Raw genomic sequence first — 25,547 nt, 5'->3', positions numbered from 1 at the left:
GTGGCCAGTCGGGTACGCGGCCGGGATGGATCAGCTGCGTACGCGGTTGGCTATCGCGTGCCCGATGAAGAGGTAGACGACGGCCGCGAGACCGTAGCCCGCGACGACCCGTGCCCACTGCTCGTCGAACGTGAACAGGTCGTGCGACCAGCCGGCGAGCCAGCGTGCGCAGTCATGGATGAACTGGACGAACGTGTTGCCCTGGTTGGCGTCCAGCAGGTACATGAGGATCCACAGGCCGAGGATGAAGGCCATGATGTCGGCAACGATGGCGACGACCCTGCCTGCTGAATTGGAACCGTTGCGATATCGAGGGGACATGTCATGCGGATTACCCCTGGATCCCGTGTGAAACCTGGAGACTTTCTCCTGACGGCCCGCAAGTCGACATCCTGGATCGCGCGGGGGCGTGCTCAGTTCAGGTCGGCCACCGTGCGCAGCGTGTGAGGGTCGGGGGACAGGAGCAGCAGGTCCGTCACGGGACCCTTGCGCCACAACTCCAGCCGCTCGGCGATCCGCGCGCGTGGCCCGATCAGCGAGATCTCGTCCGCGAACGCGTCCGGCACGGCACGCACCGCCTCCTCCCGCCGCCCCGCCAGGAACAGCTCCTGCACCCGCCGCGCCTCCTCCTCGAACCCCATCCGCGCCATCAGATCCGCATGGAAGTTCCGGGCCGCGTGCCCCATCCCGCCGATGTAGAAGCCGAGCATCGCCTTCACGGGCAGCAACCCCTCGGCGACGTCGTCGCAGACCTGCGCCCGGGCCATCGGAGCGACGAGGAAACCCTCGGGCGCCGCGCCCAGCGAAGCCTCGTACACCTCGGTCCGCGTCGGTGACCAGTACAGCGGCAGCCAGCCGTCCGCGATCCGCGTCGTCTGGGCGATGTTCTTCGGCCCCTCGGCCCCCAGCAGTACGGGCAGGTCGGGCCGGAGCGGGTGCGTGATCGGCTTGAGCGCCTTGCCGAGCCCGGTGCCGTCGGCGCCCCGGTACGGGTGCGTGTGGAAGCGGCCGTCCAGCTCGACCGGGCCCTCGCGCCGCAGGACCTGGCGTACGACGTCGACGTACTCCCGGGTCGCCGTCAGCGGTGACTTCGGGAACGGCCGCCCGTACCAGCCCTCGACGACCTGCGGTCCGGACAGGCCGAGCCCGAGCATCACGCGCCCGCCCGAGAGATGGTCGAGCGTGAGCGCGTGCATCGCCGTCGTGGTGGGGGAGCGGGCCGCCATCTGGGCCACCGCGGTACCCAGCTTGATCCTTGAGGTACGTGCCGCGATCCAGGTGAGCGGGGTGAAGGCGTCCGAGCCCCAGGACTCGGCGGTCCACACCGAGTCGTAGCCGAGCCGTTCCGCCTCCAGCGCGAGGGGCACCTGGTCCGCCGAGGGGCCGCGACCCCAGTAACCGAGGGCGAGTCCGAGCCGCATACAGCACTCCTGACGGTCCGTCAGATGTTCTCCGGGCCGGGCCGACTGTACGGGAACGGCCCCCCGCCCGGAAGGGCTCCGAGGAGCACCCTGGGCGGAGGGCCGTGACGGACCGGCGGTGACGGGGTCAGCCGCGCTGGATCCCGGACGTGTCCTGGAGCACGCCGCGGCGGCCGTCCTGCGTCTGGGCCACCAGGCTCGGACCGCGCTGCTCGACGGCCAAGTACCACGTACCCGGCGCCAGCTCGGCGATCGGGGTGGGCGAACCGTCCTCCGAGAACAGCGGCCGGGCCACCGGCACCGCGAACCAGAACGGCGCGAAGTCCCCCGCGGGCTGCTGCGCCTGCGGGGCCTGCGCCTGGTGGGGCTGCTGCGGCTGAGGCTGACCGGGCTGCGTGCCGAACGGCTGGCCCTGCTGCGGCTGTCCTGGCTGACCGCCGAAGGACGGGCCCGGCTGCTGGGCGCCCGGGTAGCCGTAACCACCCTGCGGCTGGCCGCCGTAGGGCTGCGGGGCGGCCGGCTTCGGGGGCGGCAGGAGCGCGCCCTTGAGGGCCGGGACCAGCGGGGTCGCGATCGCGGCACCCGCGAGGATCAGGGTGGCGATGAAGCTGAGGATGAGGCCGGTGCCGCTGCCGATGGCGTCACTGCCACCGTTGTTGTCGAAGCCGCCGGCCGGGTCGAAGATGTTCCCGAGGGCGCTCCAGGCGGCGAACACCGTGAAGGCGACACCGAACGGGCCGAGGTCGAGACCGGCGACCTTCGGCGCCTGCGGCAGACCGCGGGCCACGACGATCAGCGCGGCGCCGATGATGCCGGCCAGCGTGACGCTCAGGAGGACCGGGCCACTTCCCCAGGCGTTCGGGATGTCGGCGCTGTCGGGGGCCCCGTCGATCGAGTAGATGTCGAGGAACGACGCGATCAACAGCAGAACCGCTGCTCCGATCACCACGCCGTCGCCTCGACTGAGGGAGCGGATATTCACTTCAGGTCCTTCGTCAGTCGTCTCGTCATCGGTAGAGGCGTCGCCGTCACCACGTCGTCGTCCGGTCGTGGTGGGAAGCGAAGGGGTGGCCCCTTATCGTAGGGAGGACACTATCGCCCGCCCTACACGGGTGTCCGCCCGGATGTCCCCTCTGATCGCTACCCGCGCAGGAAACTCACGATTCCCTCAGAGATTCCCTCCGCCGCCTTCTGCCGCCAGGCGCCGCTGGTCAGCTGCGAGACGTCCTTGGTGTCGCGCATGTTGCCGCACTCGATGAACACCTTCGGAACCGTTGACAGATTGAGACCGCCGAGGTCTTTGCGCACGTCGAGGCCGGTGCCGTCACCGATGTAGTTGGACGGCGGGCCGCCGGTGGTGCGCAGGAAGCCGCCGGCGACGCGTTCGCCCAGCTCGCGGGAGGAGGCGACGATGGGGCGGGTGTCGGCGGCGCCGGAGTGCACCGAGCCCGGCAGGATCACATGGAAGCCGCGGTTGCCCGGCGCCGAGCCGTCCGCGTGGATCGACACGACGGCGTCCGCCTTGGCCTTGTTGCCGATCTCGGCCCGCTCGTCCACGCACGGGCCCCAGGGGCGGTCGCCGTCCTGGGTGAACTTCACCGTGGCGCCCTCCTCCTTGAGGATCGTGCGCAGCCGGTGTGAGACGTCGAGGGTGAACTCGGCTTCCGTGTAACCGGCGTTGCTCGCCGTGCCCGTCGTGTCGCACTCCTTCCAGTTCGTCCCGATGTCCACCTTGCGGTTGATGTCGGACGGGTGCCGGAAGTTGCCCGGGTTGTGACCGGGGTCGATGACGACGACCTTGCCCTTGAGGGGCCCGGAACCGCCACCGCCCTGCTCCTTGCCGTCGTCGGCGGGGGCCGGCAGCTCGGACGAGGACGCGGATGCGCTTGCGCTTGCACTTGCCGGGGCCGATGTCCGTGCGGCTGCCGCCGATCCGTCCCCGTCGTCGGGGTCGCCCACCGCCTGCCACACCAGCCAGCCCGCCAGGGCCCCCGGTACGAGCGCGGCGACGGCGACGGTCAGGGGTCCGCGCAGGGGGTGGCGCGGGGGGCGTGGGGGTTCGAAGTCCGGGCCTACGTATGACACGGCCAACACCTTACGGGTCGGCCGGGCGGATCCCTCGTACCGATCCCTCGTACCGATCCCTCGTACGGATCCCTCAGATCCCCTTGCCGGTGCGGCGCAGCACGCGCAGGGAGTCCGTCGCCGAGACCTCCGTGAACGCGCCGGACTCCAGCGCCCGCAGATACACGCGGTACGGCGCCTGGCCGGTGAACTCGTCCACCGGGTCCGGGAACACGTCGTGGATGAGCAGCAGCCCGCCCTCGGCGACGTGGGGTGCCCAGCCCTCGTAGTCGCCGCTCGCGTGCTCGTCGGTGTGGCCGCCGTCGATGAAGACGAGGCCGAGAGGGGAGTTCCAGAAGGCGGCGATCTGCGGGGAGCGGCCTACTACCGCGACCACGTGGTCCTCCAGGCCGGCCCGGTGGAGCGTACGGCGGAAGGCCGGAAGGGTGTCCATGCGGCCGAGTTCCGGGTCGACCGTGGTGGGGTCGTGGTACTCCCAGCCGGGCTGCTGTTCCTCGCTGCCGCGGTGGTGGTCGACGGTGACGGCCGTGACGCCGGCCGTGCGGGCGGCGTCGGCGAGCAGGATCGTGGAACGGCCGCAGTACGTGCCGACCTCCAGCAGGGGGAGGCCGAGCCGTCCCGCCTCGACGGCGGCGCCGTACAGCGCGAGGCCTTCCCGCAGGGGCATGAACCCCTTTGCCCCCTCGAACGCGGCGAGTACGGGGGGTGCGGGGGCGGGGGGCATGGGGGTCCTCCAGGTCGTGACGGGGGTGGCGGGTGTGCCCGCCATGGTGCCGTACGCCTGCGGCGGGGCGCTGGGAGGGGCTGCGCCCGGGGTGCGCGCTTTCAGGGGCGCGGGGAACTGCGCGGCCGGCTACGACGTGCCCGCACCCGACGACTGCCTCGGGGGTGGCGTCTTCAGGGGCGCGGGGAACTGCGCGGCCGGCGAGGACGTGCCTGCGCGTGGCGGTCCGGCTCCGCTGGAGTTTGCTGGGGCCCGCGTGCGGGTCCGCTGCCGCGGGGTGCGCAGTTCCCCGCGCCCCTTGGGGCACTGCCGTGCGGGTTGGATGGTGGTGTACGTGTGTGGGGGCTGGGTGCGCCGTTCCCCGCGCCCCTTGGGGGGGCTGGTGTGCGGGTTTGCTTCGTGGTGCACGTGTGTCGAGGGTGGGTGCGCCGTTCCCCGCGTCCCTTGGGGGGCTGGTGTGCGGGGTGGTTCTCGGTTCTGCCGGGGCGGCGCGTGTTATGCGAGAACCCTCGCTGCCGGGAGCGCCAGGTCCATGTGGATCGGCGCGTCGCCGCCGGGGTGGCTCGCCGCGGAGGCCAGGGGGCCGTGGCCGACCGCCGTGACGGCCAGGACGTATGCCCCCTCGGCCGGTACGGCGAGCGCGTAGCCGCCGTCCGGCGCCGACAGCGTCGCCCCCGCCTGCCGCCCCCGCCGGTCGATCAGCGTCACCTTGGCCCGCGCGACCGGCTCGCCGTCCGAGGTGAGGACCCGGCCGCGGAACCCGGAGACCGGGGCAGCGGGAGTCGGCGCAAGCTCGGGCAGAGGGTCGCTGGAAGCGACCAGGTGCGGCTTCGCCGCGTTCGCCGCCGCCCGCCGTCCCGGCAGGAACGCCGCGAACACCAGCCCCAGCAGCACCGCACCCGTAGCGATCATGAACGACACCCGGAAGCCGTGCATCGTGGGCACGGCGACCCCGCCCACCTGGTTCGCGGTGTTCGCCAGGACCATGCCGATCACGGCACTCGACACGGACGTACCGATCGACCGCATCAACGTGTTGAGCCCGTTCGCCGCCCCCGTCTCCGACGCCGGCACCGCGCCGATGATCAGCGCGGGCAGCGAGGAGTACGCGAGACCGATGCCCGCGCCCAGTACCACCGCGATGACGATGGTCTGCCAGGCGGCGCTCATCAGGCCGAGCCCGGCCCCGTACCCGACCGCGATGATCAGCATGCCGATCATCAGCGTGACCTTGGGGCCGTACTTGGCGGAGATACGGGCGTACACCGGAGCGGTGAACATCATCGTCAGGCCCAGCGGCGCCACGCACAGCCCCGCCACGACCATGGACTGGCCGAGGCCGTAACCGGTCGACGAGGGCAGCTGGAGCAGCTGGGGCAGGACGAGGGAGACGGCGTAGAAGGCGACGCCGACCATGATCGAGGCGAGGTTGGTGAAGAGGACGGCCGGACGGGCCGTGGTGCGCAGGTCGACCAGCGGAGCCTTCAGCCGCAGCTCCATCACGCCCCACAGGAGCAGGACGGCCACCGCCGCGCCGAACAGGCCGAGCGTCGTGCCGGACGTCCAGCCCCAGTCGCTGCCCTTGGTGATCGGCAGGAGGAAGAGGACAAGACCGGCGGACAGCCCGAGCGCGCCCAGGACGTCGAAGGTGCCCACGGCCCGCATCGGCGACTCGGGTACGAAGATCAGGGTGAGGACGATCGAGACGACGCCGAGGCCCGCCGAGCCGAAGAACAGCGCGTGCCAGTCGGCGTGCTGCGCCACCAGGGCCGCGACCGGCAGGGCGAGTCCGCCGCCGACGCCGATCGAGGAGCTCATCAGGGCCATCGCCGAACCGAGCTTCTCGCGCGGCAGCCCGTCGCGCATCAGCCCGATGCCGAGCGGGATGGCGCCCATCGCGAAGCCCTGCAGGGCCCGGCCGACGATCATCACGAGCAGTTCGCTGGTGAAACCGGCGATCAACGAGCCCACGACCATCACCGCGAGGCTGGCGATGAGCATGCGCCGCTTGCCGTAGAGGTCACCGAGGCGGCCCATGATCGGCGTGGACACGGCGCCCGCGAGCAGGGTGGAGGTCATGACCCAGGTGGCGTTGCCGGGGGAGGTGCCCAGCAGTTCCGGCAGGTCCTTGATGACCGGCACGAGCAGGGTCTGCATCACCGCGACAACGATGCCCGCGAAGGCCAGTACCGGGACGATTCCGCTGCCGCTCGGCCTTCGGGTGCGCGGGTTCGTCGCTGTCCGGGTCATTACGTGCGGCCTCCAGAGGCGTGAGACAGGCAGGGCTTCAGGCGTAGGTAAGTGCAGGGTGAACCCCGTGCGCCCAGGCAACTATTCCGTTGCTTCGGGCCGCTAACGAATTCTTGACCTTCTCATTACGTGCGGCCGTCGAAAAGCCAGAAGATTGCGCCGTTCCCCGCGCCCCTGGGGGTGGGTTCGCGCCCGCGCGGCCAGAGTGCTCCTCCCGATAAGGGCTACAGCCACCCCTGGTGGCGGGCCTCCCGCATGGCCTCCATACGGTTGCGGGTCGCCGTCTTGCCGATCGCGGAGCTGAGGTAGTTGCGGACGGTCGACTCGGAGAGGTGCAGCTTGGCCGCGATGTCGGCGACCGTCGCCCCGTCCGCCGAGGCCTTCAGCACATCGCACTCACGGGTGGTGAGCGGGTTCGGCCCGGCACCCAGCGCGGCAGCGGCGAGCGCCGGGTCGATGACGGTCTCCCCGGTCAGCACCCGGCGGATCGCCTGCGCCAGCTCCTCCACGGGCCCGTCCTTGACGAGGAAGCCCGCGGCGCCCGCTTCCATGGCCCGCCGCAGGTAACCGGGCCGGCCGAAGGTGGTGAGGATCAGCACGCGGCAGTCAGGCGTCTCCTCGCGCAACAGCGCGGCGGCGTCGAGACCGCTGATGCCGGGCAGGTCGATGTCCAGCAGTGCGACGTCGGGCCGGGATTCCAGGGCCGCCCCCACGATGGCGTCGCCGGTGCCGACCTGCGCCACCACCTCGATGTCCGCCTCAAGCCCGAGCAGCAGCGCCAACGCGCCCCGCATCATCCCCTGATCCTCGGCGAGCAGCACACGAACGGACTTGGCAGGCCGATGATCCCGGGGCATCTCGTTCACCCCCCAACCTTAGGCGGCCCCCGCCCACCCCCGCGGCACCACCACAGCCACCACAGCCCAAGGGGCGCGGGGAACGGCGCAGTCTTTTGCCTTTCAGGGGCGCGGGGAACGGGGCAGTCTTTTGCCTTTCAGGGGCGCGGGGAACGGCGCAGTCATTTGCTCTTCAGGGGCGCGGGGAACGGCGCAGTCCTTTGCCTTTAGGGGCGCGGGGAACGGCGCGGCCAGCCACCACCCACCCCCACCCGACAATCCACCCCCCCCGCCCCGGGAGGGGCTCACGCGGCAACCACCCCCGGCAACTCCGCCGTCACCACAAACCCACCCCAACCCCCGGCCCCGCCTCCAAAGAACCCCCGCCGCCGCAAGCCGCTCGGTCAGCCCCTTGAGCCCGGTCCCGCCGATACCCGGCAACACGGCCGACGAGCCCCCCGCGGGCACCGTCTCCCGCACCGTCTCCCGCACCGCCTCACGCACACCCCCGCCGTCGTCCGACACCCGCACCCGAACCCGCTCCGACCCCCCGTCCACCGTGATCGCACAGCGGCGAGCGCCGCTGTGCCGCACCGCGTTGGTGACCGCCTCCCGCACGACCCACCCCAGCAGCGCCTCCGTCTGCGCGGACAACGGCGGCCCCGACTGCCGTACGTCCGGTTCGATGCCCGCCGCCAGCAGCGCCGACCGCGCCCGGTCCAGATCAGTGGCCAGGCTGCCCTCCCGATACCCCGTGACCGCCTCACGGATCTCGGTGAGCGCCTGCCGCCCGACCGACTCGATGTCGGAGACCTGGACGAGCGCCGCGTCCAGATCACGGTGGGCGAGGCGCCGGGCCGCCTCCGACTTCACGACGATCACGGAGAGCGTGTGCCCGAGCAGGTCGTGCAGATCGCGGGAGAAGCGCAGGCGCTCCTTCTCGACGGCCTGGTGTGCCAACTCCTCCCGCGCGGCCCGCAGTTCACGTACCGCGTCCGACAGCGACAGGATCGCGGCGGTCACCATGGTGGACAGGAACGTGCCGTACGCGACGTTCACCGCGCCCCAGCCGTCCCGCAGCCAGGCCATGCCGCCCGCGAGCACGCTCAGTCCGATACAGGTCCTGCCGAGCCACGGCCCCCGCACGATCGCGCCCGCCGCGAGCCCGAGCAGCGGGAAGAAGAGGAGCCAGCTGCCCCCGTACAGACCGCCGAGGAGGCAGGTCACCACGCCCAGCGCGATCAGCGCGGCCCGGGTGGAACGCGCCTCGCGGGCCTTCTTGGAGAAGGCGCGGAACACCACCTGGATGTAAAGGGAGTTGAAGACGAGGAGTCCGATGCCACCGATCCACGGGTTCGGGGTCTTGCCCTGGAAGAGGTTGGAGAAGGCGCCCATCCCCATGAGGAGCCAGGGCAGCAGCGCGAAACCGCTGGGCGGCGGCCCCAGGTGCTCAGGAAGCCTCCCGGTACCGGCAGCACCACCAGCACCGCACCCGGCCCGCCCCTCCCGCCGGGCGGCCAGCCGACCACCGACGCTCCGCAACCAGGACATCTCCCCAGCTCCCGTTCCCGTGCCCGTCTCTGTTCTCGTTCTCGTTCCCGTGTCCCTGTCCCCGTCCCCGTCCCCGTCCCTGTCCGTGTCCGTGTCCGTGTCCCTGTCCGTTTGTGTTTCCGTTCGCGTTTCCATTCAGACAGCCCGCGCGGACCTGCGGTACGAGACCACAGCGTACGAGCCGAAGAGCAGCAGCCAGCCGGTCAGCACCAGCACGGCCGCGAGCGCCGGCGCCCGCCCGTCGGCGACGGCCGTACCGAGCTGCGCGAAGCGGTTCGTGGGCGTGTAGGACGACAACGACCGCAGCCAGCCGGGGAAGAGGGCCAGCGGGAACCACAGCCCGCCGACCACCGCGAGCGTCAGGTTGCACACCATGTTCACCACGCCGGTGGCCTGCGCGGTCAGCCGGTAGCCGTTGCCGAGCCCGAGCAGGGTGAAGGGGACCGAGCCGAGCCAGAGCGACAGCGCGATCACGGCCCACTTCCAGGCGTCCAGCCGTACGCCGTTGACCAGGCCGCCCGCCGCGAGGACCGCCACGATCGCCGGCAGCACCGTCACCGCGCCGGTCAGCGCGCGCCCGGCGACCACCTGGCGCGGGCTCATCGGAGTGATCCGCAGCTGTCGCAGCCAGCCGATCGTGCGGTCCTCGGCGACGCCGCCGCCGGTGTTGAGGGCCGAGCCCATCGCACCGTACGCGGCCATACCGATCATGGAAGCGGTCTTCCAGTCGCCGTCGGCGCCGCCCCCGAGGTTCGTGAACAGCAAGTACATCACCACCGGCATCACGACCCCGCCGATCATGAAACCGACGTCACGCAGCGTCCGGCGCACTTCGAGCCGCAGGTAGGCGAGCATCATCACACCGTCTCCAGGGGAGCGAGCGGGGCCACCGTGTCGGCGGCCCCGTCGGAGGCCGTCCCGGAGGCCGTCCCGGAGGCCGGGGCGGTCAGGGCCAGGAACGCGTCGTCCAGCGAGGCCGGGGCGACCTCCAGGCCGCGTATCGCATCTCGTTCGGCCAGCGCGATCACCGTCGCGTCCGGGTCCTCGGTCCGCAGCCGGGCCCGGCCCCCGCGGACCTCCAGGGAGACCACGCCGGGCAGCAGGGACAGCCCCTCCGTGCCGGTACCTGTACCGCCTTCGGCACCGTCGGGGTCGAAGGCGGTGCCCGCGAGGTCGAAGGCGACGAGACTGCCGCCCGCGGCCCGCCTGAGCTGCTCGCCGGTGCCGTCGGCGACGATCCGCCCGTGGTCGACGACCACGATCCGGTCGGCGTTGGCGTCCGCCTCCTCCAGATAGTGCGTGGAGAAGAGGACGGTGTGGCCGCGGCGCGCGTACGCCCGCATCGAGTCCCAGAACGCGTACCGGGCCTCCACGTCCAGGGCCGCGGTCGGTTCGTCGAGCACGATCAGCGAGGGGTTCCCGACGAGGGCGACCGCGAACCGCACCCGCTGCGTCTGGCCCCCGGAGAGCCGGTCGACGCGCCGTCCGGCCAGGTCGGCGATGCCCGCCAGCGCCAGGGACTCCGCGACCGGCATCGGCGCGGGGTACGTACCGGCCACGAACCCGACCAGTTCACCCACCGTCACCCGCGGCACGGGCCGCCCCTCCTGCAGCATGGCACCGACCCGGCCGGCCCGTACGGCGTGCTCCGGAGCGGCGCCGAAGAGGCGGACAGTGCCCTCGTCGGGCTCGTCCATGCCCAGCAGGAGGGAGATCGCGGTGGACTTGCCCGCGCCGTTGCGGCCGAGGAGCGCGACCGTCTCGCCGCGGGCGATCTCCAGGTCGACGCCGTTCACGGCCCGTACCGCACCGAAGGCCTTGACCGCCCCCGTCATCCGCACCGCCGCCGTCTCCGGCCCCGTCTCCGGCCACAGTTCCGGCCCTGTCCTCGTCCCCGTCTTCGTCATGGGTACGACGCTACGGAGCGGCGGGTGGGGCGTGGCAGATGCGCATGTACGGACTCGGGCAGGACAAATGTCACTGCCGGGACACGGCCCCAGATGCGATCTGACATGGCGTCAGGAGTCTTCACATGTGCCCGGGGCTCGGCTATACAGGGGATCGCCGGTACTGGAACGCGTTCTAGAACGGGCGGGTTCCAGGCCCTCCGGCCCAGAGTCGACCTCGGTGCGGCCGACGGTGCGGACGGCCGCATCGAGGTCTTCCCGTGTCCCCATGTCCCCGCGTCCCCCGTACGTCTCCGTGTTCTCCGTGTTCGCCGCGTGGCAGTCAGGAGCCCCATGCCCATCGACGTTGCCCAGGCCCTCGCGGCCGAGCCCCGGTCCGCCGGGATCGCCTGGGGTCACAAGGACGTCCAGCTCTACCACCTCGGCCTCGGCGCCGGCGCGAACCCCGACCGGGACACCCCCGCGACCGACCCCGACGAACTGCGCTACACCCTGGAGTCCAGGCTGCACGTCCTGCCGAGCTTCGCGACCGTCGCGGGCGCGGGCTCCCCGGGCGTGATCAGCGGCCTCTCCATGCCGGGCGTCGACGTCAACCTCGCGCATGTCCTGCACGGCGGCCAGAGCGTCATGCTCCACCGGCCGATCCCGGTCGCGGGCGAGGCCGTCGCCACCGCCCGGATCGCCGCCGTGTACGACAAGGGCAAGGCCGCCATCCTCGTCGTACGCACCGAGGTCGCCGACGCGGACGGGCCGCTGTGGACCAACGACGCCCAGATCTTCGTACGCGGCGAGGGCGGGTTCGGCGGTGACCGGGGCCCCTCCACGCGCCCCGAACCACCGGCGGGCGCCCCGGACCGGACGGTCGAGCGCCCGATCCGCGAGGACCAGGCCCTCCTGTACCGGCTCTCCGGCGACTGGAACCCGCTGCACGCCGACCCCGAGTTCGCCAAGCTCGCCGGTTTCGACCGCCCGATCCTGCACGGGCTGTGCACGTACGGGATGACGCTGAAGGCGGTCGTGGACACCGTGCTCGGCGGCGATGTCACCCGGGTCCGTTCCTGCGCCACGCGGTTCGCCGGGGTGGTGTACCCGGGCGAGACCCTGCGGGTGCGCATGTGGGAGGAGGACGGCCGGGTCCGGGTGACGGTGGGCGCGGCCGAACGCGACGACACACCCGTCCTCACCGACACCGTCGTCGAACACACCTGAGTCGCCGTAAATCGCCCATACGTCGTCCATACGTGGTCCACACGTCGTCCATACGTGGTCCGCATGCCGTCTGTACGTCGTCCGCACGTCGTCCGTACGTTTCCGAGGGGAGCCGCACCATGCGCGCAGCCGTACTGCAGGAGATCGGCCAGGACAAGCTGGAGATTTTCGACGACGTCGAGGCGACGGGCTTCGGGCCGGGGCGGGTACGGATCCGGGTACGGGCCACCGGCCTGTGCCACTCGGACCTCTCCGCGATGGCCGGGGTGCTGCCGCAGCCCGCGCCGTTCATCCCGGGGCACGAGGGAGCCGGTGAGGTCCTGGAGGTCGGCGAGGGCGTCACGAACGTCAAGGCGGGCGACCGGGTCGTCGTCTGCTGGCTGCCCGCGTGCGGCGCGTGTCCCGCCTGCAAGCGCGGCCAGACCGAACTGTGTCTCGCCGGGTTCATGAACGCCGGCACGCCCAACTTCAAGCGCCCCGGCGGCGATGTGTTCGGCTTCGCGGGCACCGGGACCTTCACCGAGGAGGTCGTCGTCGACGCGGGCTGCGCCGTGCCGATCCCGGACGACGTGCCCTTCGACATCGCCGCGCTCATCGGGTGCGGGGTCACCACGGGACTCGGTGCCGCGCTCAATACTGCTGACGTGGAGGCCGGTTCGTCGGTCGCCGTCATCGGCTGCGGGGGTGTCGGTGTCTCGGCGATCCAGGGCGCGCGGCTCCGGGGCGCCGCGGAGATCGTCGCCGTCGACCCGGTCCTCTCGCGACGGGAGGCCGCGCTGCGGTTCGGCGCCACCAGGGCCGTCTCGCCGGACGAACTCCCCGACGCCAAGCAGTCGGTGACCGCGGGCGAGGGCTTCGACTACGTCTTCGAGGTCGTCGGCCGCTCCGCCACCGCCCGCACGGCGTACGAGAACACCCGGCGCGGCGGCACGCTGGTCGTCGTCGGCGCGGGCGCCATGGACGACTTCCTCCAGCTCAACATGTTCGAGCTGTTCTTCGACGAGAAGCGGATCCTGCCGTCCATGTACGGCGGAGGGGACGTCCTGCGGTCCTACGAGCGGACCATCGCCCTGTGGCGTGCCGGGCGCATCGACCTGGAGGGCCTGATCACGCACCGGGTGCCGCTCGGCGACATCAACGAGGCGCTCGACCAGATGCGTACGGGCGTCTCGCTGCGTACCTGCATCGAGATCTGACGCCGCCCGCCTGCCCCAGCAGCCACAGCAGGTCGAGCCGAAGGGTTTTCCATGTCATTGCCAGGTCTGCCACGTCTGCCAGTTCTGCCGCTTGAGGGACGGGTCGCGGTCGTCACGGGGGCCGGGCGCGGGCTCGGCCGGGCGGAGGCACTGGAACTCGCCCGGCTGGGGGCCGCTGTCGTCGTCAACGACTACGGACAGCCCGACCGGGACGGTTCCGGCGACGCGTCGGCCGTCCCCGCCGAGGAGGTCGCCGCTGAGATCCGGGCGGCGGACGGTCGCGCGCTCGCGCACAACGGTGATGTGGCCGACCACCAACAGGCCCGTGAACTCGTGGAGTCGGCGATCGCGGAGTTCGGGCAGCTGGACATCCTCGTCAACAACGCGGGCATCCTGCGGGACCGGATGGTCTTCTCCATGTCCGAGGACGAATGGGACTCGGTGATCCGTGTCCATCTGAAGGGACACTTCAACACCACCCACTTCGCGTCCGCGTACTGGCGGGCACGGTCCAAGGCGGCGGACGCGCCGGTGTACGGGCGGATCGTGAACACCTCCTCGGAGGCGTTCCTCGCGGGCTCGGCGGGGCAGCCCAACTACGCCGCCGCGAAGGGCGGGATCGTCGGGCTGACGACCTCTACGGCGCTGGCCCTGTCCAAGTACGGCGTCACGGCGAACGTGATCTGCCCGCGGGCCCGGACCCGTATGACTGCGGACGTCTTCGCGGGCTACCAGGAGCCGGGGGAGCGGGAGGGGACGATGGCGGGGCGGGGGCAGGGGGAGCGGGAGGGGGAGAACGCCGTACGGCCGCGCGGCCCTCTCGACCCGCTCGCGCCCGAGCATGTCGCACCGCTCGTCGGTTACTTGGCCTCGCCGGCCGCGGCCCACGTCAACGGCCAGCTGCTCGTCGTGCACGGCGGGATGGTCGCGGTCGTCGAACGGCCGCGGGTGGCGGCGAAGTTCGACACCAAGCAGGAGGCGTTCACCTACGACGAACTGGACGCGCTGCTCACGCCCCACTACGCGGGCCGGCCGCCGGGGCAGACGTTCGCGGCGGCGGAGGTACTGGCCCTGCGGCACGAGTGACCGGAATTCCCTGCGCCCCCATGCGGAACGGCCCCGCCCGACGAGTGTCGGACGGGGCCGTGTCGTGTCGCGGCCCGTGGTGTGGTCAGGCCCCGGTGTCGTGCTGCTCGGCGGGCCTGCGGTGCCGGCCGCGGGGGATCGCCCCGTTTTCCTGTGCGGAGACGGGCCCTCGGTGCCGGCCTTGGCCACCGTCGTCGTCGGCCTGCGCCGACGTCCCCCGCAGGTCGGTGGGCGCCGTCTCCATGATGTTCGTTTCGCTCATCTTCAATTCACCCCGTCAGCAAGATCCTTCGGTACAGCGCCGGAGATTCTAACGGTCGGTTGTGACCGACTTGAGGGGTGGGCGGGGCTACTCGGTGGTCACTTCGAGGGGGTCGGGAGAGGGCCCGCTCCCGACCCCCACCCGGAGCGCCCGCAACCCGGCCGGCGCTTCCCGGCTGACCTGCTCGACCCGCAGCGGCTGCACGGACGCGACGACGGGTACGGGCCGGACGCCGCCGGGCGCGGGGGGAGCGCTGTCGCCCTGCGCACTGGGTGCGTTGGGATTGCTGGGTGCGCCGGGTGCGCCCGGTGCACCGGGCGCGTTGAGTGCGTCGGGCGTGCGGGACGCGGGTGCTGCGCCCGCCACTTCGCCCGGCGTCCTACCCCGGACGCCCGCTACCGCCCAGCCGGGGTTCCTGCCGGAAGGTCCGCCTGGAGTCTCGCCCGGCGCTTCGCCGCGGGCGGGGCCCGAAGCGGCGCTGCGGCTCTCCTCCACCGGCGAGCCGGGGTTCCCGGCGGGAGTTGCGTTCGGAGTCTCGCCCGGCGCTTCGCTGCGGGCGGGGCCCGAAGCGGAGCCGGGGCTTTTCTCCGGCACCGGGGCGGGGTTCCTGGCGGAAGCTTCGCCCGGAATCTCGCCCGGTGCCTCGATGCCGGCCAGGCCCGGCGCCGCGCCGTGGCCTCCCTCCGATGCCCGGTCGGTGGGCCTGCTTCGGGGATCGTTGGGTGTCCTGCCCCGACTTTCCCTCGGCTTCCTGGCGGGCGCGCTGCCCTGAGCCGTGCCGCGGTCCGGACCCTGGCCCTGGCCCGACCCGCGGCCCTCCGCCGGTGCCGGGGCGGGAGTGCTGCCCGGAGCTCCGCCCGGTGCCCCGCCGATGGCGTCGCCCGCAGCCGCGCCCCCGCCTCCTTCCGGCACCACATCCGCAGCAACGTCCGGAAGCACGTCCAGCGCGATCTCCGAGGACCGATCCGAGGACCGATCCGAAGACTGATCCGGAGCCCGATCCAGCGGCCGGTCCGGGGTCCGTTCCGACGCCCGGCTCAGCGGCCGGTCCGGACTCGGGTCCGTCGTCCGGTCCGACGGCCGCTCCGGAAGCCGGTTAATCGGCCGGTCCGGTGCCTGGTCCGGTTGCCGTTCCGGGGTCCGGTGCGCAGCCCGGATCTTCGGCCGGTCCGGTTCCGGGTCCGGTGGGCGTTCCGGGGTCCGGTGCGGAGCCCGGGTCAGCGGTCGCTCCGGTGCCCGGTCCGGTGTCCGGTCCGGTGCCCGGTAAGGCGGTCCGCCCGGCCCCGCCCCCCGTCCCCTCCCCGCCTGCGCCGCCCTGCGGCCCGCGACCGCGTTCGCGAGTGCCTGGGCCGTCAAAGGGGCTTGTTGGAGCGGCACCGGGCGGGCCACCCCCGGCCCTGGGCTCGGCCCCGGGCTCGGCATAGGGGGCGGCCCCCCTGCCGAGCCCCCCGTACCGGCCGCGTCCCCCGCCCAGGTGGACGCCCCCGTGGACGCCTCGACCCGCGCCACCCCGCACGGCACCGCCCCCGTCGCGTACGGCAGGTGCAGCACCCCCTCCCTCGTCCACCAGCCGGAGCCGGTCAGCCACCCCTCCGGCGGCCGGAGCTGCTGGAGGTGGCGGTCCGTCGGGCGCCACACCCCGAGCCAGCTCCCCCCGCCCCCGGCACCGCCGTCGCCGTCCCCGTCGATCCGCAGCGCGACCCCGCAGCTCTCCGGCGTCAGCACCAGCCCCGGCTGGATCGCGAACGGCGTCACCGTGCAGCCCGCCGGCTGAAGGCACTCCGGGAACCGCACCGGCAGCGTGCTCCCCAGCACACCCCAGCCCAGCCGCTCCCGCCCCGGAGACGGCGCGTCCGAGCGGATCAGGAGCAACCCGCTGTCCGCGTCCGCGAGCAGCAACCGGTCGTTGCTCTCCTCGGAGATCTGCAGCAGCGGCGACACCTCACCCCCGCGCTCCAGATCGACCACCACCGTCTTGGTCCTGCCCCGCACCTCCCGGTCCAGCGCGAGCAGCCGGTCCCCGCCACCCAGCCACACCCCGCCCGAGCAGCGCCCCGGCACCTCCGCGAGATGCTCGGGCCCGAAGGCGCCGCCCGCCACCAGCCACACGGCCGTGGAACTCGGGCCCACGGCAAGGGCGTACGCCCGTGTGCCGCCCGGCGCGGGTGGCAGCAGCCGCAGTCCCGTGCCCGGCTCGGGGCACTCCACCGCGCCGAGCGGTACCTCACCCGTCCCGGGGCCCGTCGGGTACAGCAGGGAGAACGCGTGCCGCCCGTCGGTGAACCGGTGGATGAGCACCCGCCCGTCCGCCATCGGCAACACCTCCGTACCGGGCTCCTCCGGCTGGTTGCCCGGCAGGGGCACGGCATAGGGCTCAGGGCCGTCCAGCGTCCAGCGCTCCGGGAACCAGGAGTCGCCGCTACGGGCCAGCCGGGCCGCGTAGGCCCCGTCCACGGTGATCACGCACCCTGCCCTCGTCGCCCTTTCGTTCCCGGACACCGTGGACTCGATCGCACAGGCCGCCATCGTTCGGTCACCTCCGGCGACGAAACTAGTTTTCGCACGCACAGACGTGGGACCTGCGGGCAGCCCCTTCACACATAAGAGTGGCCGCCTTCCGATTCGCCTGAGGGAACGGGGGCGCGTGTGCTCGACGGGAACGGAGGTACCGGCGATGAGGCCGCCCCGCATACGACCTGCGCCGCGACGCCGTCGTCACCCGGTGTCCCGGCCGGGCCCCGGCCTCCGCAGGTCCGGTACCCGCGACCGGTAGGGCACGGACACAAGGCAGGTAGCCTTTTGTTCGTGCCCCGTCTGTCTGAAGCAATCGCCGCGCTCGACGCCCTCTGGCCCCCTGGGAGCGCGGAGGCATGGGACGCCGTCGGGACGGTCTGCGGAGACCCCGACCAGGAGGTCTCCCGTGTCCTGTTCGCCGTCGACCCAATCCAGAAGATCGTGGACGAGGCCGTGAAGCTGGGCGCGGACCTGCTGGTCACCCACCACCCGCTCTACCTGCGCGGTACGACGACGGTGGCGGCCTCCACCTTCAAGGGCCGGGTCGTGCACACGCTCATCAAGAACGACATCGCGCTGCACGTCGCCCACACGAACGCCGACCGCGCCGACCCGGGGGTTAGCGACGCACTCGCGGGCGCCCTGGACCTGCGGGTCGTACGCCCCCTGGTGCCGGACCCCGCCGACCCCGAAGGCCGCCGGGGCCTGGGCCGGGTCTGCGAGCTGGACCACCCTGTCACCGTCCGCGAGTTCGCCGCCCGCGCGGCGGAGCGGCTGCCCGCCACCGCGCAGGGCATCCGGGTGGCCGGCGACCCGGACGCGCTCGTGCGGACCGTCGCGGTCAGCGGCGGCTCCGGCGACAGCCTCTTCGAGGACGTACGCGCCGCGGGCGTGGACGCCTTCCTCACGTCGGACCTGCGCCACCACCCGGTGTCGGAGGCCCGCGCCCACAGTCCTCTCGCGCTGCTCGACGCGGCGCACTGGGCCACCGAGTGGCCCTGGTGCGAGCTGGCCGCAGCCCAGCTCGACGAGATTTCCGACCGTCACGGCTGGGACCTGCGGGTCCATGTCTCGAAGACGGTCACCGATCCGTGGAACTCCCACTCCCCTTCACCTGGAGCCCCCAACTGAACGCCGCGCCCGCCGACCAGATCCGACTTCTCGACGTCCAGTCCCTCGACGCCCGCCTCCAGCAGCTCGCCCACAAGCGGCGTTCGCTGCCGGAGCACGACGAGATCGAGTCGCTGACCAAGGACCTCACGCAACTGCGTGACCTGCTCGTCGCCGCCCAGACCGAGGAGAGCGACTGCTCCCGCGAGCAGACCAAGGCGGAGCAGGACGTCGACCAGGTGCGCCAGCGTGCCTCGCGCGACCAGCAGCGGCTGGACTCCGGCGCCGTCACCTCCCCGAAGGACCTGGAGAACCTCCAGCGCGAGATCACCTCGCTGGCCAAGCGGCAGGGTGACCTCGAGGACGTCGTCCTGGAGATCATGGAGCGCCGCGAGTCCGCGCAGGAGCGGGTCGCCGAGCTGACCGGACGGGTCTCGTCCGTCCAGTCGAAGATCGACGACGCGACGAGCCGCCGGGACGCGTCCTACGAGTCCTTCGACGGCGAGGGCGCGACGCTGACCAAGGAGCGCGAGGTCGTCGCGGGCTCGGTCCCCGCGGACCTCCTCAAGCTCTACGAGAAGCTCCGCGAGCAGCAGGGCGGCGTCGGCGCGGCCCGCCTCTACCAGCGGCGCTGCGAGGGCTGCCGTCTGGAGCTCAACATCACCGAGGTCAACGAGGTGAAGGCGGCGGCCCCGGACCAGGTCCTCCGCTGCGAGAACTGCCGCCGCATCCTGATCCGTACGTCGGAGTCGGGCCTGTAGGCGCCCGCGCCCCGGCCCACGGGGCCCCAGGCGGGGCCCCGTCAGGGGCGATGATCGGCGTGCTCGGCCAGGGCCCCGTCAGGGGCGCGGGGAACTGCGCGGCCGGCCACGACGGGCCGCCGGCGTAACGCCCACCCCGCGACACCGACGTACAGGCAGCCAAAACATGACCCGCCCCCCGGATCTGGGCACCCCCACCACCTTCGTACTGCTCCGCCACGGCGAAACCCCCCTCACCCCGCAGAAGCGCTTCTCAGGAAGCGGGTGTGGAGTCGGGAGCGGGACCGGCGCCGCCACCGACCCACCCCTCTCGGCCACCGGCCGCCATCAAGCGGAGCGCACCGCCACCGCCCTCGCCGCGCGCGGCACCGTACAGGCCGTCGTGTCCTCCCCGCTGGCCCGCTGCCGCGAGACCGCCGAGTTCGCGGCAGCCCGACTCGACCTGGACGTACGGGTCGAGGACGGGCTCCGCGAGACGGACTTCGGTGCCTGGGAGGGCCTGACCTTCGCGGAGGTGCGAGAGCGCTATCCAGACGACATGGGCGCCTGGCTGGCCTCACCGGAGGCCGAACCGACCGGTGGCGGCGAGAGTTTCGCGGCGGTCGCCCGGCGGGTGGCGGCTGCCCGCGACGCACTGGTCGCGGAGTACGCGGGCCGCACGGTGCTCGTCGTCTCGCACGTGACGCCGATCAAGACGCTGGTGCGGCTGGCCCTGGGCGCCCCGCCGGAGGCGTTGTTCCGGATGGAACTGTCGGCGGCGTCGCTGTCGGAGGTGGCGTACTACGCGGACGGCAACGCGAGTGTGCGGTTGCTCAACGAGACGTCTGCGCTGAGCTGAACTGCGTTGAGCTGAACTGATCTGCGTTGCGCTGAACTGAGCTGAGTTGAGCTGAAGGGGGCCTGTCGTCGGCCGGGCGCGGTCGGTGGGGGGCGTTCGCGCAGTTCCCCGCGCCCCTTACGGGGCCCCTGCCGGGCCGCCCCTACGGGCTACGGGCGCAACCCCGCCGCCTCTCGCGCGAGCTTCTCCACTCGGGGCCAGTCGCCGGCGGCGATCGCGTCCGGCGGCAGCATCCAGCTTCCGCCCACGCAGAGGACGTTCGGCAGCGCGAGGTACTCGGGGGCGACGGCGGGACCGATCCCCCCTGTCGGGCAGAAGCGGGCCTGTGGAAGCGGCCCGGCCAGCGACTTGAGATACGCCGTGCCGCCGGCCGCCTGCGCCGGGAAGAACTTCATCTCACGCACCCCGCGCTCCAGCAGCGCCACGACCTCCGACGTCGTCGACACCCCCGGCAGGAACGGCACCCCGGACGCCTTCATCGCGTCGAGGAGCACGTCCGTCCACCCGGGGCTGACGAGGAAACGCGCCCCGGCGGCCACGGAGTCCGACACCTGGGCGGGGGAGATGACCGTGCCAGCGCCGACCACCGCGTCCGGCACCCCGTCCGCGATCGCCCGGATCGCGTCGAGCGCCACCGGCGTCCGCAGTGTCACCTCGATCGCCGGCAGCCCGCCCGCGACGAGCGCCCGCGCCAGCGGAACGGCGTCCGCGACGTCCTCGACGACGACCACCGGCACCACGGGCGCGAGTTCGAGCACGGGAAGGGACGACGGCGAGGACGACGGGGGCAGCGGCGAAGGCGACATGCCGTCATCCTGCCCGCAGCGCGCAGCATGCGCAAAGGTCGTTGCGTATGCTGCAACCGTGAATGGCTAATGGCTAATGGCTAATGGCTAGTGGCCGGCGGCCGACAGTGCTCAGTGGACCTCGTCCACCAACACATCCAGCATCCACGGCTTGCCCGCCCCCGCCGTACCGCCCGTTCCCGTTCCCGTCCCCGCGACCTCCACCACGTACCCGAGATCCCGCAACGCCTCCACCAGCTCCGCCGGACCCGACGGCACAACCCCGGTCTCCATGAGGCTTCGTACGATCCGCCCCTTGGTCGCCTTGTTGAAGTGGCTGACGACCTTCCGGGTCGGCGCGTGCAGCACCCGTACGCTCGCCGTACGCCCCGCGACCTCCCCCTTCGGCTTCCACGCGCCCGCGTACGCCGCCGACCGCAGGTCCAGTACGAGCCCGCTCCCGGCGACCTCCGGCAGCACGGCGGCCATCGGCGCACGCCAGTGCGAACTCAGCGCCCCGAGGCCGGGCAGCCGCACCCCCATCGAGCAGCGGTACGAGGGAATCCGGTCCGTCACCCGGACCGCGCCCCACAGCCCGGAGAAGACGAGCAGCGAACGCCCCGCCCGCCGCTTCCCCGCCGTGTCGAGGGAGGCCAGGTCCAGTGCGTCGTACAGCACACCCGTGTAGATCTCCCCGGCGGGCCGGGCCCCCGCGGTCCGCAGCTCCGTGTTCTTGGCGACCTCGCCGCGCAGGCCCTCGCTCAGCCCGAGCACCTCGCGCGCCTTCTCCTCGTCGGCAGCGCACAGCTCGACCAGCTCGTCGAGCACCGCCTGCCGCGCCTCGGCGAGCCCCGGCAACGACAGCGACTCCGGCTTCAACGGCGCGCCCCGCCCGGAGGGAGCCTTTCCTTCGGACGGCGGCAACAACACGAGCACGGCGGTTCTCCCTGGGACTTTCGATACGGTGCTTTCGCTACGGGGCTCTCGATACGTACGCGGAGCCACCCGCCAGCCTACGGGGTGCCGCCCGCCCCACCCCGTCCTACGCTCGTCGTGTGCCCCGCCGCCAGATACGAGCGACCGGCGCAGCCGAGACCCCGTTGCGGGCCGCGCTGCGCGCCCTGCGCACCGAACTCGGTGTCCCGGAGGTCCCGGAGGACTTCCCGCCGGACGTGCTCGCCGAGGCCGAACGCGCCGCCCGCGCCCCGGCGCCGCCGGACCACGACGCGACGGACATCCCCTTCTTCACCGTCGATCCGCCCACCTCCACCGACCTCGACCAGGCCATGCACCTCTCCCGCCGCCCCCACGGCTACCGGGTGCGGTACGCGATCGCCGACGTCGCCGCCTTCGTCGTACCCGGCGCAGCCCTGGACGCCGAGGCCCACCGCCGGGTCACCACGCTGTACTTCCCGGACGGGAGGACCCCGCTGCACCCGCCGGTGCTGAGCGAGGGCGCCGCGAGCCTGCTCCCGGACGAGACCCGTCCTGCCGTCCTGTGGACGATCGACCTGGACGCGGACGGCAGCCCGACCGCGACCGACGTACGCCGTGCCCTGGTCCGCAGCCGGGCCAAGCTCCACTACGAGGGCGTACAGCGGCGGATCGACGCGGGCACGGCCGAGGAGCCCCTCGCCCTCCTCCGGGACATCGGGCTCCTGCGCGAACAACGGGAGGTGGACCGCGGCGGCATCTCCCTCAACGTCCCCGAGCAGGAGATCACCGACCGCTCCGACGGTCACGAGGGTGCCGACGACCACGAGGGCCCGTACGAACTCGTCTACCGCGCCCCCCTCCCCGCCGAAGGCTGGAACGCGCAGATCTCCCTCCTCACCGGCATGGCCGCCGCCGAGCTGATGCTCGCGCACGGCACCGGCATCCTGCGGACGCTCCCGGCCGCCCCCGACGGCGCGGTCGGCCGGCTACGGCGTACCGCGCACGCGCTGCGCATCGACTGGCCGCACCACGTCTCGTACGCGCGCCTCATCCGCACCCTCGACCCGCACCGACCGCACCACGCGGCCTTCCTCCAGGAATGCACGACACTGCTGCGGGGTGCCGGCTACACCGTCTTCCGGGACGGAGCCGTCCCCGACCTCACCACGCACGCCGCGGTCGCCGCGCCCTACACCCACTGCACGGCACCGCTGCGCCGCCTCGTCGACCGGTACGCCGGCGAACTGTCCCTGGCCGCCGCCGCGGGCGCCGCCCCGCCCGAGTGGGTCCTGGCCGCCCTCGACGAACTGCCCGCGCGGATGGCCGAGGGCACCCGCAGGGCGGGCCAGGCCGAGCGCGGATGTGTGGACATCGTCGAGGCGGCCCTGCTCAGGGACCGCGTCGGCGAACTCTTCGACGGCACGGTGGTGGACGTACGGGAACGCGAACCCGCTGTGGGAACCGTCCAGTTGGAGACTCCGGCGATCGTCGCCCGGATCGAGAGCGGGAACGGTACGACGCTGCCGCTGGGGGAGCGGCTGCGGGTACGGCTCACCCGGGCCGACCCGGGGTCGGGGAAGGTGCTGTTCGCTCCCGCGTGAGCGTGCGGTCGCGTATCGCGCGTACGAGCACGTCGGACTCATCGGCGTGGAACCGGATCACCCGTACGTCCTGGGGACGCCCGAGCAAGCCGAAGTGCCTTACCGGGGCGTCCAGTTCGAGGGTGACCGTGGTCTGCGCGGCCACCGCCAGATCCAGTCGCCCTTCGGTCCGCTCGTGCGTGGTGACCAACTCCCGCCGTACGGAGACGATCGCGGCCAGCGGCACGCGCAGGTCGACGTGGGCGGCGCGGCGGACGCGCAGGACCGTGTCGCCGAGGATGTGCGGACGGGTCACGGACGCCGCGTGCGTACCGACGACGAACAGCAGCGTGTAGAGGTCGAGGGCGAGGACGACGCGGTGCACGTCGGGGTGGTCGCGCAGCAGCACCGCCATGCAGGCGGTCTCCAGGACGCACACGAACCCGAGCCCGAACATCATCGCGCCCTGCCCCCGCGCATACCCGAAGGCCCGCTCCCGTTCCCGCTCCCGTTCCTGCCCCCGTTCCTGCCCCCGTTCCGGCCCCCGCTCCGGTCGCGGCCCGGCGTCGTGCGGGCGCCGGGCCACCCACCGGACGATGCTCACCAGCAGCCGCACCTCGTGCGCGAGGAGCCGCCGTCCGGGTCCGGCCGTCATCGCCCACGCTCCGAGCGACCGTGTTCGGCGCGGGCACGTTGCACGAGAAGCCGGATCGTCCGCAGGACGGCCGCGGACTGCGCGGGCGGGAAGTCGTCGAGGAGCGCGCCCAGCAACCCGCCACTCCCGTTCGCCCCGGTGCTGTCCGGGTCGAGATCGGCCAGGTCGAGATCGGTTAGGCCAAGCCCGGCGAGGGCCTCGTCCGGGAGACAGTCGGCGATGGCGTGGGCGGCCTCCTCGACGCGCGGATCGGCCGGGTCGGCGTCGGCGAGCTCGTCCAGCAGCGTGTACGCCGCGTGTGTCCGCTCCAGGGCGCCCGGCACATCGGCGGTGGCGCGCAGTGCCGACAGCAGACGCTCCCGGTCCTTCGGGGCCGAGACCGTTTCGAGGAGGGCGATCATCTCGCGGTCCTTCGCGGCGATCGCGGGTTCCGGGTGTCGGGTCAACCTGCCGAAGACGGCGGCGAGTTCGGGGGAGACGGGGCCTTCGGCGGGGATCCGGCCCCCGTCGATCAGGGCGCGCAGCCGCAGTCGCCTCGCCCGGATCGCCGCCTCCTGCCGCGCGAGGTCGTCGTCGAGTTCCGTGAGTACCTCGGCGAGGTCACGTCCGGCGTCGTCCGCGAGGATGTCCCGTACCTCGGGGAGACCGAGTCCCAGCTCGGTCAGCCGCCTGATCCGGGCGAGTGCGACGGCGTGCCGCAGCCCGTAGTCGCGGTAACCGTTGGGGCGCCGCTCGGGCTCGGGCAGCAGCCCGAGCTGGTGGTAGTGCCGCACGGTCCGCGTCGTGACGCCGACGGCCGCGGCAAGCTCTCCGATCCGCATGCCTTCAGTAGAAACGTTGACGCTGCGACAAGGTCAAGCGGGCGAGCGAGCGGGGAGCGGGGGAGGGGAGGCGGAGGGGCGAACGCCCGGTAGCATGGTCGACACGGCAGACGAGCCGGGCGGACGGCCGCGTGGAGTCCCCTTCGGGGGTGCTTCCCGAGGAACGTCCGGGCTCCACAGGGCAGGGTGGTGGCTAACGGCCACCCGGGGTGACCCGCGGGACAGTGCCACAGAAAACAAACCGCCCGGGACTTCGGTCCCGGGTAAGGGTGAAACGGTGGTGTAAGAGACCACCAGCGCCTGAGGTGACTCAGGCGGCTAGGTAAACCCCACCCGGAGCAAGGTCAAAAGGAGCCGCCGCTTCGGAAGAACGGCGACTCTGCGCGGACGTTCGAGGGCTGCCCGCCCGAGTCCGCGGGTAGACCGCACGAGGTCGGCGGCAACGCCGACCCTAGATGGATGGCCGTCTCCCCGGCCGCCGCAAGGCAGCCGGGCGACAGAACCCGGCGTACAGCCCGACTCGTCTGCCGCTCTTTATTTTCGCAGGTCAGAGGCCATGTTTACCAGTTGAACAAACCCTCGGGGTCGAATCCGGGCGAATTCGGGCTGTAGGTATCGCCGTTTCTGTCTGCAGTCTGTGCGGTAAATTCGGGCATTCTGGGCGTTGAATGCAGTACAGGGCCGCTCTGGAGTGGACATCTCGGATCCTGATTGCTCGTAAGTACATGTACGAGGTGTCCTCTTGTCACCTTGATTTGGCTGAACTTGACCGCCGATGTTGCGTCCTCCGGGGAGCCGCTCCCGGGCGGGGAGATGACTTTGTTCGCGTGCCTTGTCGAGGCAGCGGTCAGTGGCGCCTCTCGGGTGTCGCGGGACGTGTCGGGCTGAACTCCGAGTGTCGTTGTCTATGTCTCGGTCGTAAGTCGATGCTGTGCGTGCGGATGAAGCGTGTCGGGCGTTCTGGCGGTGTCGTCCGGCGTGGTTGGAGGCTAGGGCGACGACTCGCGTTTGCTGTCCTGT

At 72.3% G+C, this 25,547-nt stretch carries 20 protein-coding genes, 1 other RNA gene and 3 pseudogenes; 8 read left to right on the top strand and 16 right to left on the bottom strand.

Annotation, left to right across the window (positions count from 1 at the left end; translation table 11 throughout):
• Positions 1-30: 30 nt before the first annotated feature.
• From K3769_RS11095 to K3769_RS11050, 10 genes and pseudogenes are all read right to left on the bottom strand, one after another.
• Positions 31-321 (bottom strand): hypothetical protein, encoded by a 291-nt coding sequence (locus K3769_RS11095; protein WP_267026267.1) that lies wholly within the window; start codon positions 319-321, stop codon positions 31-33.
• A gap of 92 nt (positions 322-413) precedes the next feature.
• Positions 414-1,421 carry an LLM class F420-dependent oxidoreductase gene (locus tag K3769_RS11090; RefSeq protein ID WP_267026266.1) on the bottom strand — a complete coding sequence of 336 codons (1,008 nt, stop codon included), beginning with the start codon at positions 1,419-1,421 and terminating at the stop codon, positions 414-416.
• 127 nt (positions 1,422-1,548) lie between these two features.
• Complete coding sequence (locus tag K3769_RS11085; protein WP_267026265.1) at positions 1,549-2,403, bottom strand: hypothetical protein; 855 nt, start codon at positions 2,401-2,403, stop codon at positions 1,549-1,551.
• 158 nt (positions 2,404-2,561) lie between these two features.
• Positions 2,562-3,506 carry an N-acetylmuramoyl-L-alanine amidase gene (locus tag K3769_RS11080; RefSeq protein WP_267026264.1) on the bottom strand — a complete coding sequence of 315 codons (945 nt, stop codon included), beginning with the start codon at positions 3,504-3,506 and terminating at the stop codon, positions 2,562-2,564.
• A 73-nt stretch (positions 3,507-3,579) separates the two neighbouring features.
• Positions 3,580-4,230, bottom strand: a complete 651-nt coding sequence (locus tag K3769_RS11075) for a class I SAM-dependent methyltransferase (RefSeq protein ID WP_267026263.1) — start codon at positions 4,228-4,230, stop codon at positions 3,580-3,582.
• A 495-nt stretch (positions 4,231-4,725) separates the two neighbouring features.
• The gene (locus K3769_RS11070; RefSeq protein WP_267026262.1) at positions 4,726-6,480 is read right to left on the bottom strand and encodes an MFS transporter; all 1,755 of its coding nucleotides are present in this window, start codon (positions 6,478-6,480) and stop codon (positions 4,726-4,728) included.
• 224 nt (positions 6,481-6,704) lie between these two features.
• Positions 6,705-7,337, bottom strand: a complete 633-nt coding sequence (locus K3769_RS11065) for a response regulator transcription factor (RefSeq protein ID WP_267031323.1) — start codon at positions 7,335-7,337, stop codon at positions 6,705-6,707.
• Between the two features lie 284 nt (positions 7,338-7,621).
• A pseudogene (locus K3769_RS11060) lies at positions 7,622-8,867 on the bottom strand (sensor histidine kinase).
• 135 nt (positions 8,868-9,002) lie between these two features.
• Positions 9,003-9,722, bottom strand: coding sequence for an ABC transporter permease (locus K3769_RS11055; RefSeq protein WP_267031322.1), 720 nt, complete (start codon positions 9,720-9,722; stop codon positions 9,003-9,005).
• Between the two features lie 2 nt (positions 9,723-9,724).
• Positions 9,725-10,774, bottom strand: coding sequence for an ABC transporter ATP-binding protein (locus K3769_RS11050; protein ID WP_372514912.1), 1,050 nt, complete (start codon positions 10,772-10,774; stop codon positions 9,725-9,727).
• A 333-nt stretch (positions 10,775-11,107) separates the two neighbouring features.
• On the opposite strand from K3769_RS11050, the gene K3769_RS11045 reads away from it, so the two are divergent.
• From K3769_RS11045 to K3769_RS11035, 3 genes are all read left to right on the top strand, one after another.
• On the top strand, positions 11,108-11,983 hold the full coding sequence (locus K3769_RS11045; protein WP_267026261.1) for a MaoC/PaaZ C-terminal domain-containing protein: 876 nt from the start codon (positions 11,108-11,110) through the stop codon (positions 11,981-11,983).
• A 119-nt stretch (positions 11,984-12,102) separates the two neighbouring features.
• Positions 12,103-13,179, top strand: a complete 1,077-nt coding sequence (locus tag K3769_RS11040) for a Zn-dependent alcohol dehydrogenase (RefSeq protein ID WP_267026260.1) — start codon at positions 12,103-12,105, stop codon at positions 13,177-13,179.
• A 51-nt stretch (positions 13,180-13,230) separates the two neighbouring features.
• Positions 13,231-14,265, top strand: a complete 1,035-nt coding sequence (locus tag K3769_RS11035) for a 3-oxoacyl-ACP reductase (RefSeq protein ID WP_267026259.1) — start codon at positions 13,231-13,233, stop codon at positions 14,263-14,265.
• 85 nt (positions 14,266-14,350) lie between these two features.
• On the opposite strand, the gene K3769_RS11030 is transcribed toward K3769_RS11035, so the two are convergent.
• Positions 14,351-14,527 carry a hypothetical protein gene (locus K3769_RS11030; RefSeq protein WP_267026258.1) on the bottom strand — a complete coding sequence of 59 codons (177 nt, stop codon included), beginning with the start codon at positions 14,525-14,527 and terminating at the stop codon, positions 14,351-14,353.
• Between the two features lie 1,353 nt (positions 14,528-15,880).
• A pseudogene (locus K3769_RS11025) lies at positions 15,881-17,053 on the bottom strand (hypothetical protein); the annotation flags it as partial.
• 279 nt (positions 17,054-17,332) lie between these two features.
• Between K3769_RS11025 and K3769_RS11020 the strand changes: the two are divergent.
• From K3769_RS11020 to K3769_RS11010, 3 genes and pseudogenes are all read left to right on the top strand, one after another.
• A complete protein-coding gene (locus tag K3769_RS11020) occupies positions 17,333-18,172 on the top strand; it encodes a Nif3-like dinuclear metal center hexameric protein (RefSeq protein ID WP_267026257.1) in 840 nt (279 codons plus the stop codon).
• Entirely contained in the window at positions 18,169-18,912 is a 744-nt protein-coding gene (locus K3769_RS11015; protein WP_267031320.1) for a zinc ribbon domain-containing protein, read from the top strand. Before K3769_RS11020 ends, K3769_RS11015 begins: the two co-directional genes overlap by 4 nt.
• A gap of 175 nt (positions 18,913-19,087) precedes the next feature.
• Positions 19,088-19,750, top strand: a pseudogene (locus K3769_RS11010) (histidine phosphatase family protein); the annotation flags it as partial.
• 149 nt (positions 19,751-19,899) lie between these two features.
• On the opposite strand, the gene eda reads toward K3769_RS11010, so the two are convergent.
• Both eda and yaaA read right to left on the bottom strand, forming a co-directional pair.
• Positions 19,900-20,556 carry a bifunctional 4-hydroxy-2-oxoglutarate aldolase/2-dehydro-3-deoxy-phosphogluconate aldolase gene (eda, locus tag K3769_RS11005; protein WP_267026256.1) on the bottom strand — a complete coding sequence of 219 codons (657 nt, stop codon included), beginning with the start codon at positions 20,554-20,556 and terminating at the stop codon, positions 19,900-19,902.
• Positions 20,557-20,667: 111 nt separating this feature from the next.
• Positions 20,668-21,471 (bottom strand): peroxide stress protein YaaA, encoded by an 804-nt coding sequence (yaaA, locus tag K3769_RS11000; RefSeq protein ID WP_267026255.1) that lies wholly within the window; start codon positions 21,469-21,471, stop codon positions 20,668-20,670.
• Positions 21,472-21,590: 119 nt separating this feature from the next.
• Between yaaA and K3769_RS10995 the strand changes: the two genes are divergently transcribed.
• Positions 21,591-23,072 carry an RNB domain-containing ribonuclease gene (locus K3769_RS10995; protein ID WP_267026254.1) on the top strand — a complete coding sequence of 494 codons (1,482 nt, stop codon included), beginning with the start codon at positions 21,591-21,593 and terminating at the stop codon, positions 23,070-23,072.
• On the opposite strand, the gene K3769_RS10990 is transcribed toward K3769_RS10995, so the two are convergent.
• Positions 23,023-23,706, bottom strand: coding sequence for a hypothetical protein (locus tag K3769_RS10990; protein WP_267026253.1), 684 nt, complete (start codon positions 23,704-23,706; stop codon positions 23,023-23,025). The genes K3769_RS10995 and K3769_RS10990 overlap by 50 nt on opposite strands.
• Positions 23,703-24,527, bottom strand: a complete 825-nt coding sequence (locus K3769_RS10985) for a MerR family transcriptional regulator (RefSeq protein ID WP_267026252.1) — start codon at positions 24,525-24,527, stop codon at positions 23,703-23,705. The genes K3769_RS10990 and K3769_RS10985 overlap by 4 nt, the downstream gene beginning before the upstream one ends.
• Before the next feature lie 111 nt (positions 24,528-24,638).
• Here K3769_RS10985 and rnpB point away from each other — a divergent pair.
• An RNA gene (gene rnpB / locus K3769_RS10980) (RNase P RNA component class A) lies at positions 24,639-25,054 on the top strand.
• Positions 25,055-25,547 lie beyond the last annotated feature (493 nt).

Source organism: Streptomyces ortus (genome assembly GCF_026341275.1).
GTDB lineage: Bacteria > Actinomycetota > Actinomycetes > Streptomycetales > Streptomycetaceae > Streptomyces > Streptomyces ortus.
The sequence above is the reverse complement of the archived record's forward strand: the minus strand, read 5'-3'. Positions and strand labels throughout refer to the sequence as shown.

Bases quoted from the DNA above. Each gene is read 5' to 3' on its own strand.
- K3769_RS10990 (WP_267026253.1), bottom strand. From the start codon at position 23,706: ATGACGGCCGGACCCGGACGGCGGCTCCTCGCGCACGAGGTGCGGCTG.
- K3769_RS11075 (WP_267026263.1), bottom strand. From the start codon at position 4,230: ATGCCCCCCGCCCCCGCACCCCCCGTACTCGCCGCGTTCGAGGGGGCA.
- K3769_RS11095 (WP_267026267.1), bottom strand. From the start codon at position 321: ATGTCCCCTCGATATCGCAACGGTTCCAATTCAGCAGGCAGGGTCGTC.
- K3769_RS11050 (WP_372514912.1), bottom strand. From the start codon at position 10,774: ATGACGAAGACGGGGACGAGGACAGGGCCGGAACTGTGGCCGGAGACG.
- K3769_RS11055 (WP_267031322.1), bottom strand. From the start codon at position 9,722: ATGCTCGCCTACCTGCGGCTCGAAGTGCGCCGGACGCTGCGTGACGTC.
- K3769_RS11090 (WP_267026266.1), bottom strand. From the start codon at position 1,421: ATGCGGCTCGGACTCGCCCTCGGTTACTGGGGTCGCGGCCCCTCGGCG.
- K3769_RS11030 (WP_267026258.1), bottom strand. From the start codon at position 14,527: ATGAGCGAAACGAACATCATGGAGACGGCGCCCACCGACCTGCGGGGG.
- K3769_RS11035 (WP_267026259.1), top strand. From the start codon at position 13,231: ATGTCATTGCCAGGTCTGCCACGTCTGCCAGTTCTGCCGCTTGAGGGA.
- K3769_RS10985 (WP_267026252.1), bottom strand. From the start codon at position 24,527: ATGCGGATCGGAGAGCTTGCCGCGGCCGTCGGCGTCACGACGCGGACC.
- K3769_RS11045 (WP_267026261.1), top strand. From the start codon at position 11,108: ATGCCCATCGACGTTGCCCAGGCCCTCGCGGCCGAGCCCCGGTCCGCC.
- K3769_RS11065 (WP_267031323.1), bottom strand. From the start codon at position 7,337: ATGCCCCGGGATCATCGGCCTGCCAAGTCCGTTCGTGTGCTGCTCGCC.
- K3769_RS11040 (WP_267026260.1), top strand. From the start codon at position 12,103: ATGCGCGCAGCCGTACTGCAGGAGATCGGCCAGGACAAGCTGGAGATT.
- K3769_RS11070 (WP_267026262.1), bottom strand. From the start codon at position 6,480: ATGACCCGGACAGCGACGAACCCGCGCACCCGAAGGCCGAGCGGCAGC.
- eda (WP_267026256.1), bottom strand. From the start codon at position 20,556: ATGTCGCCTTCGCCGCTGCCCCCGTCGTCCTCGCCGTCGTCCCTTCCC.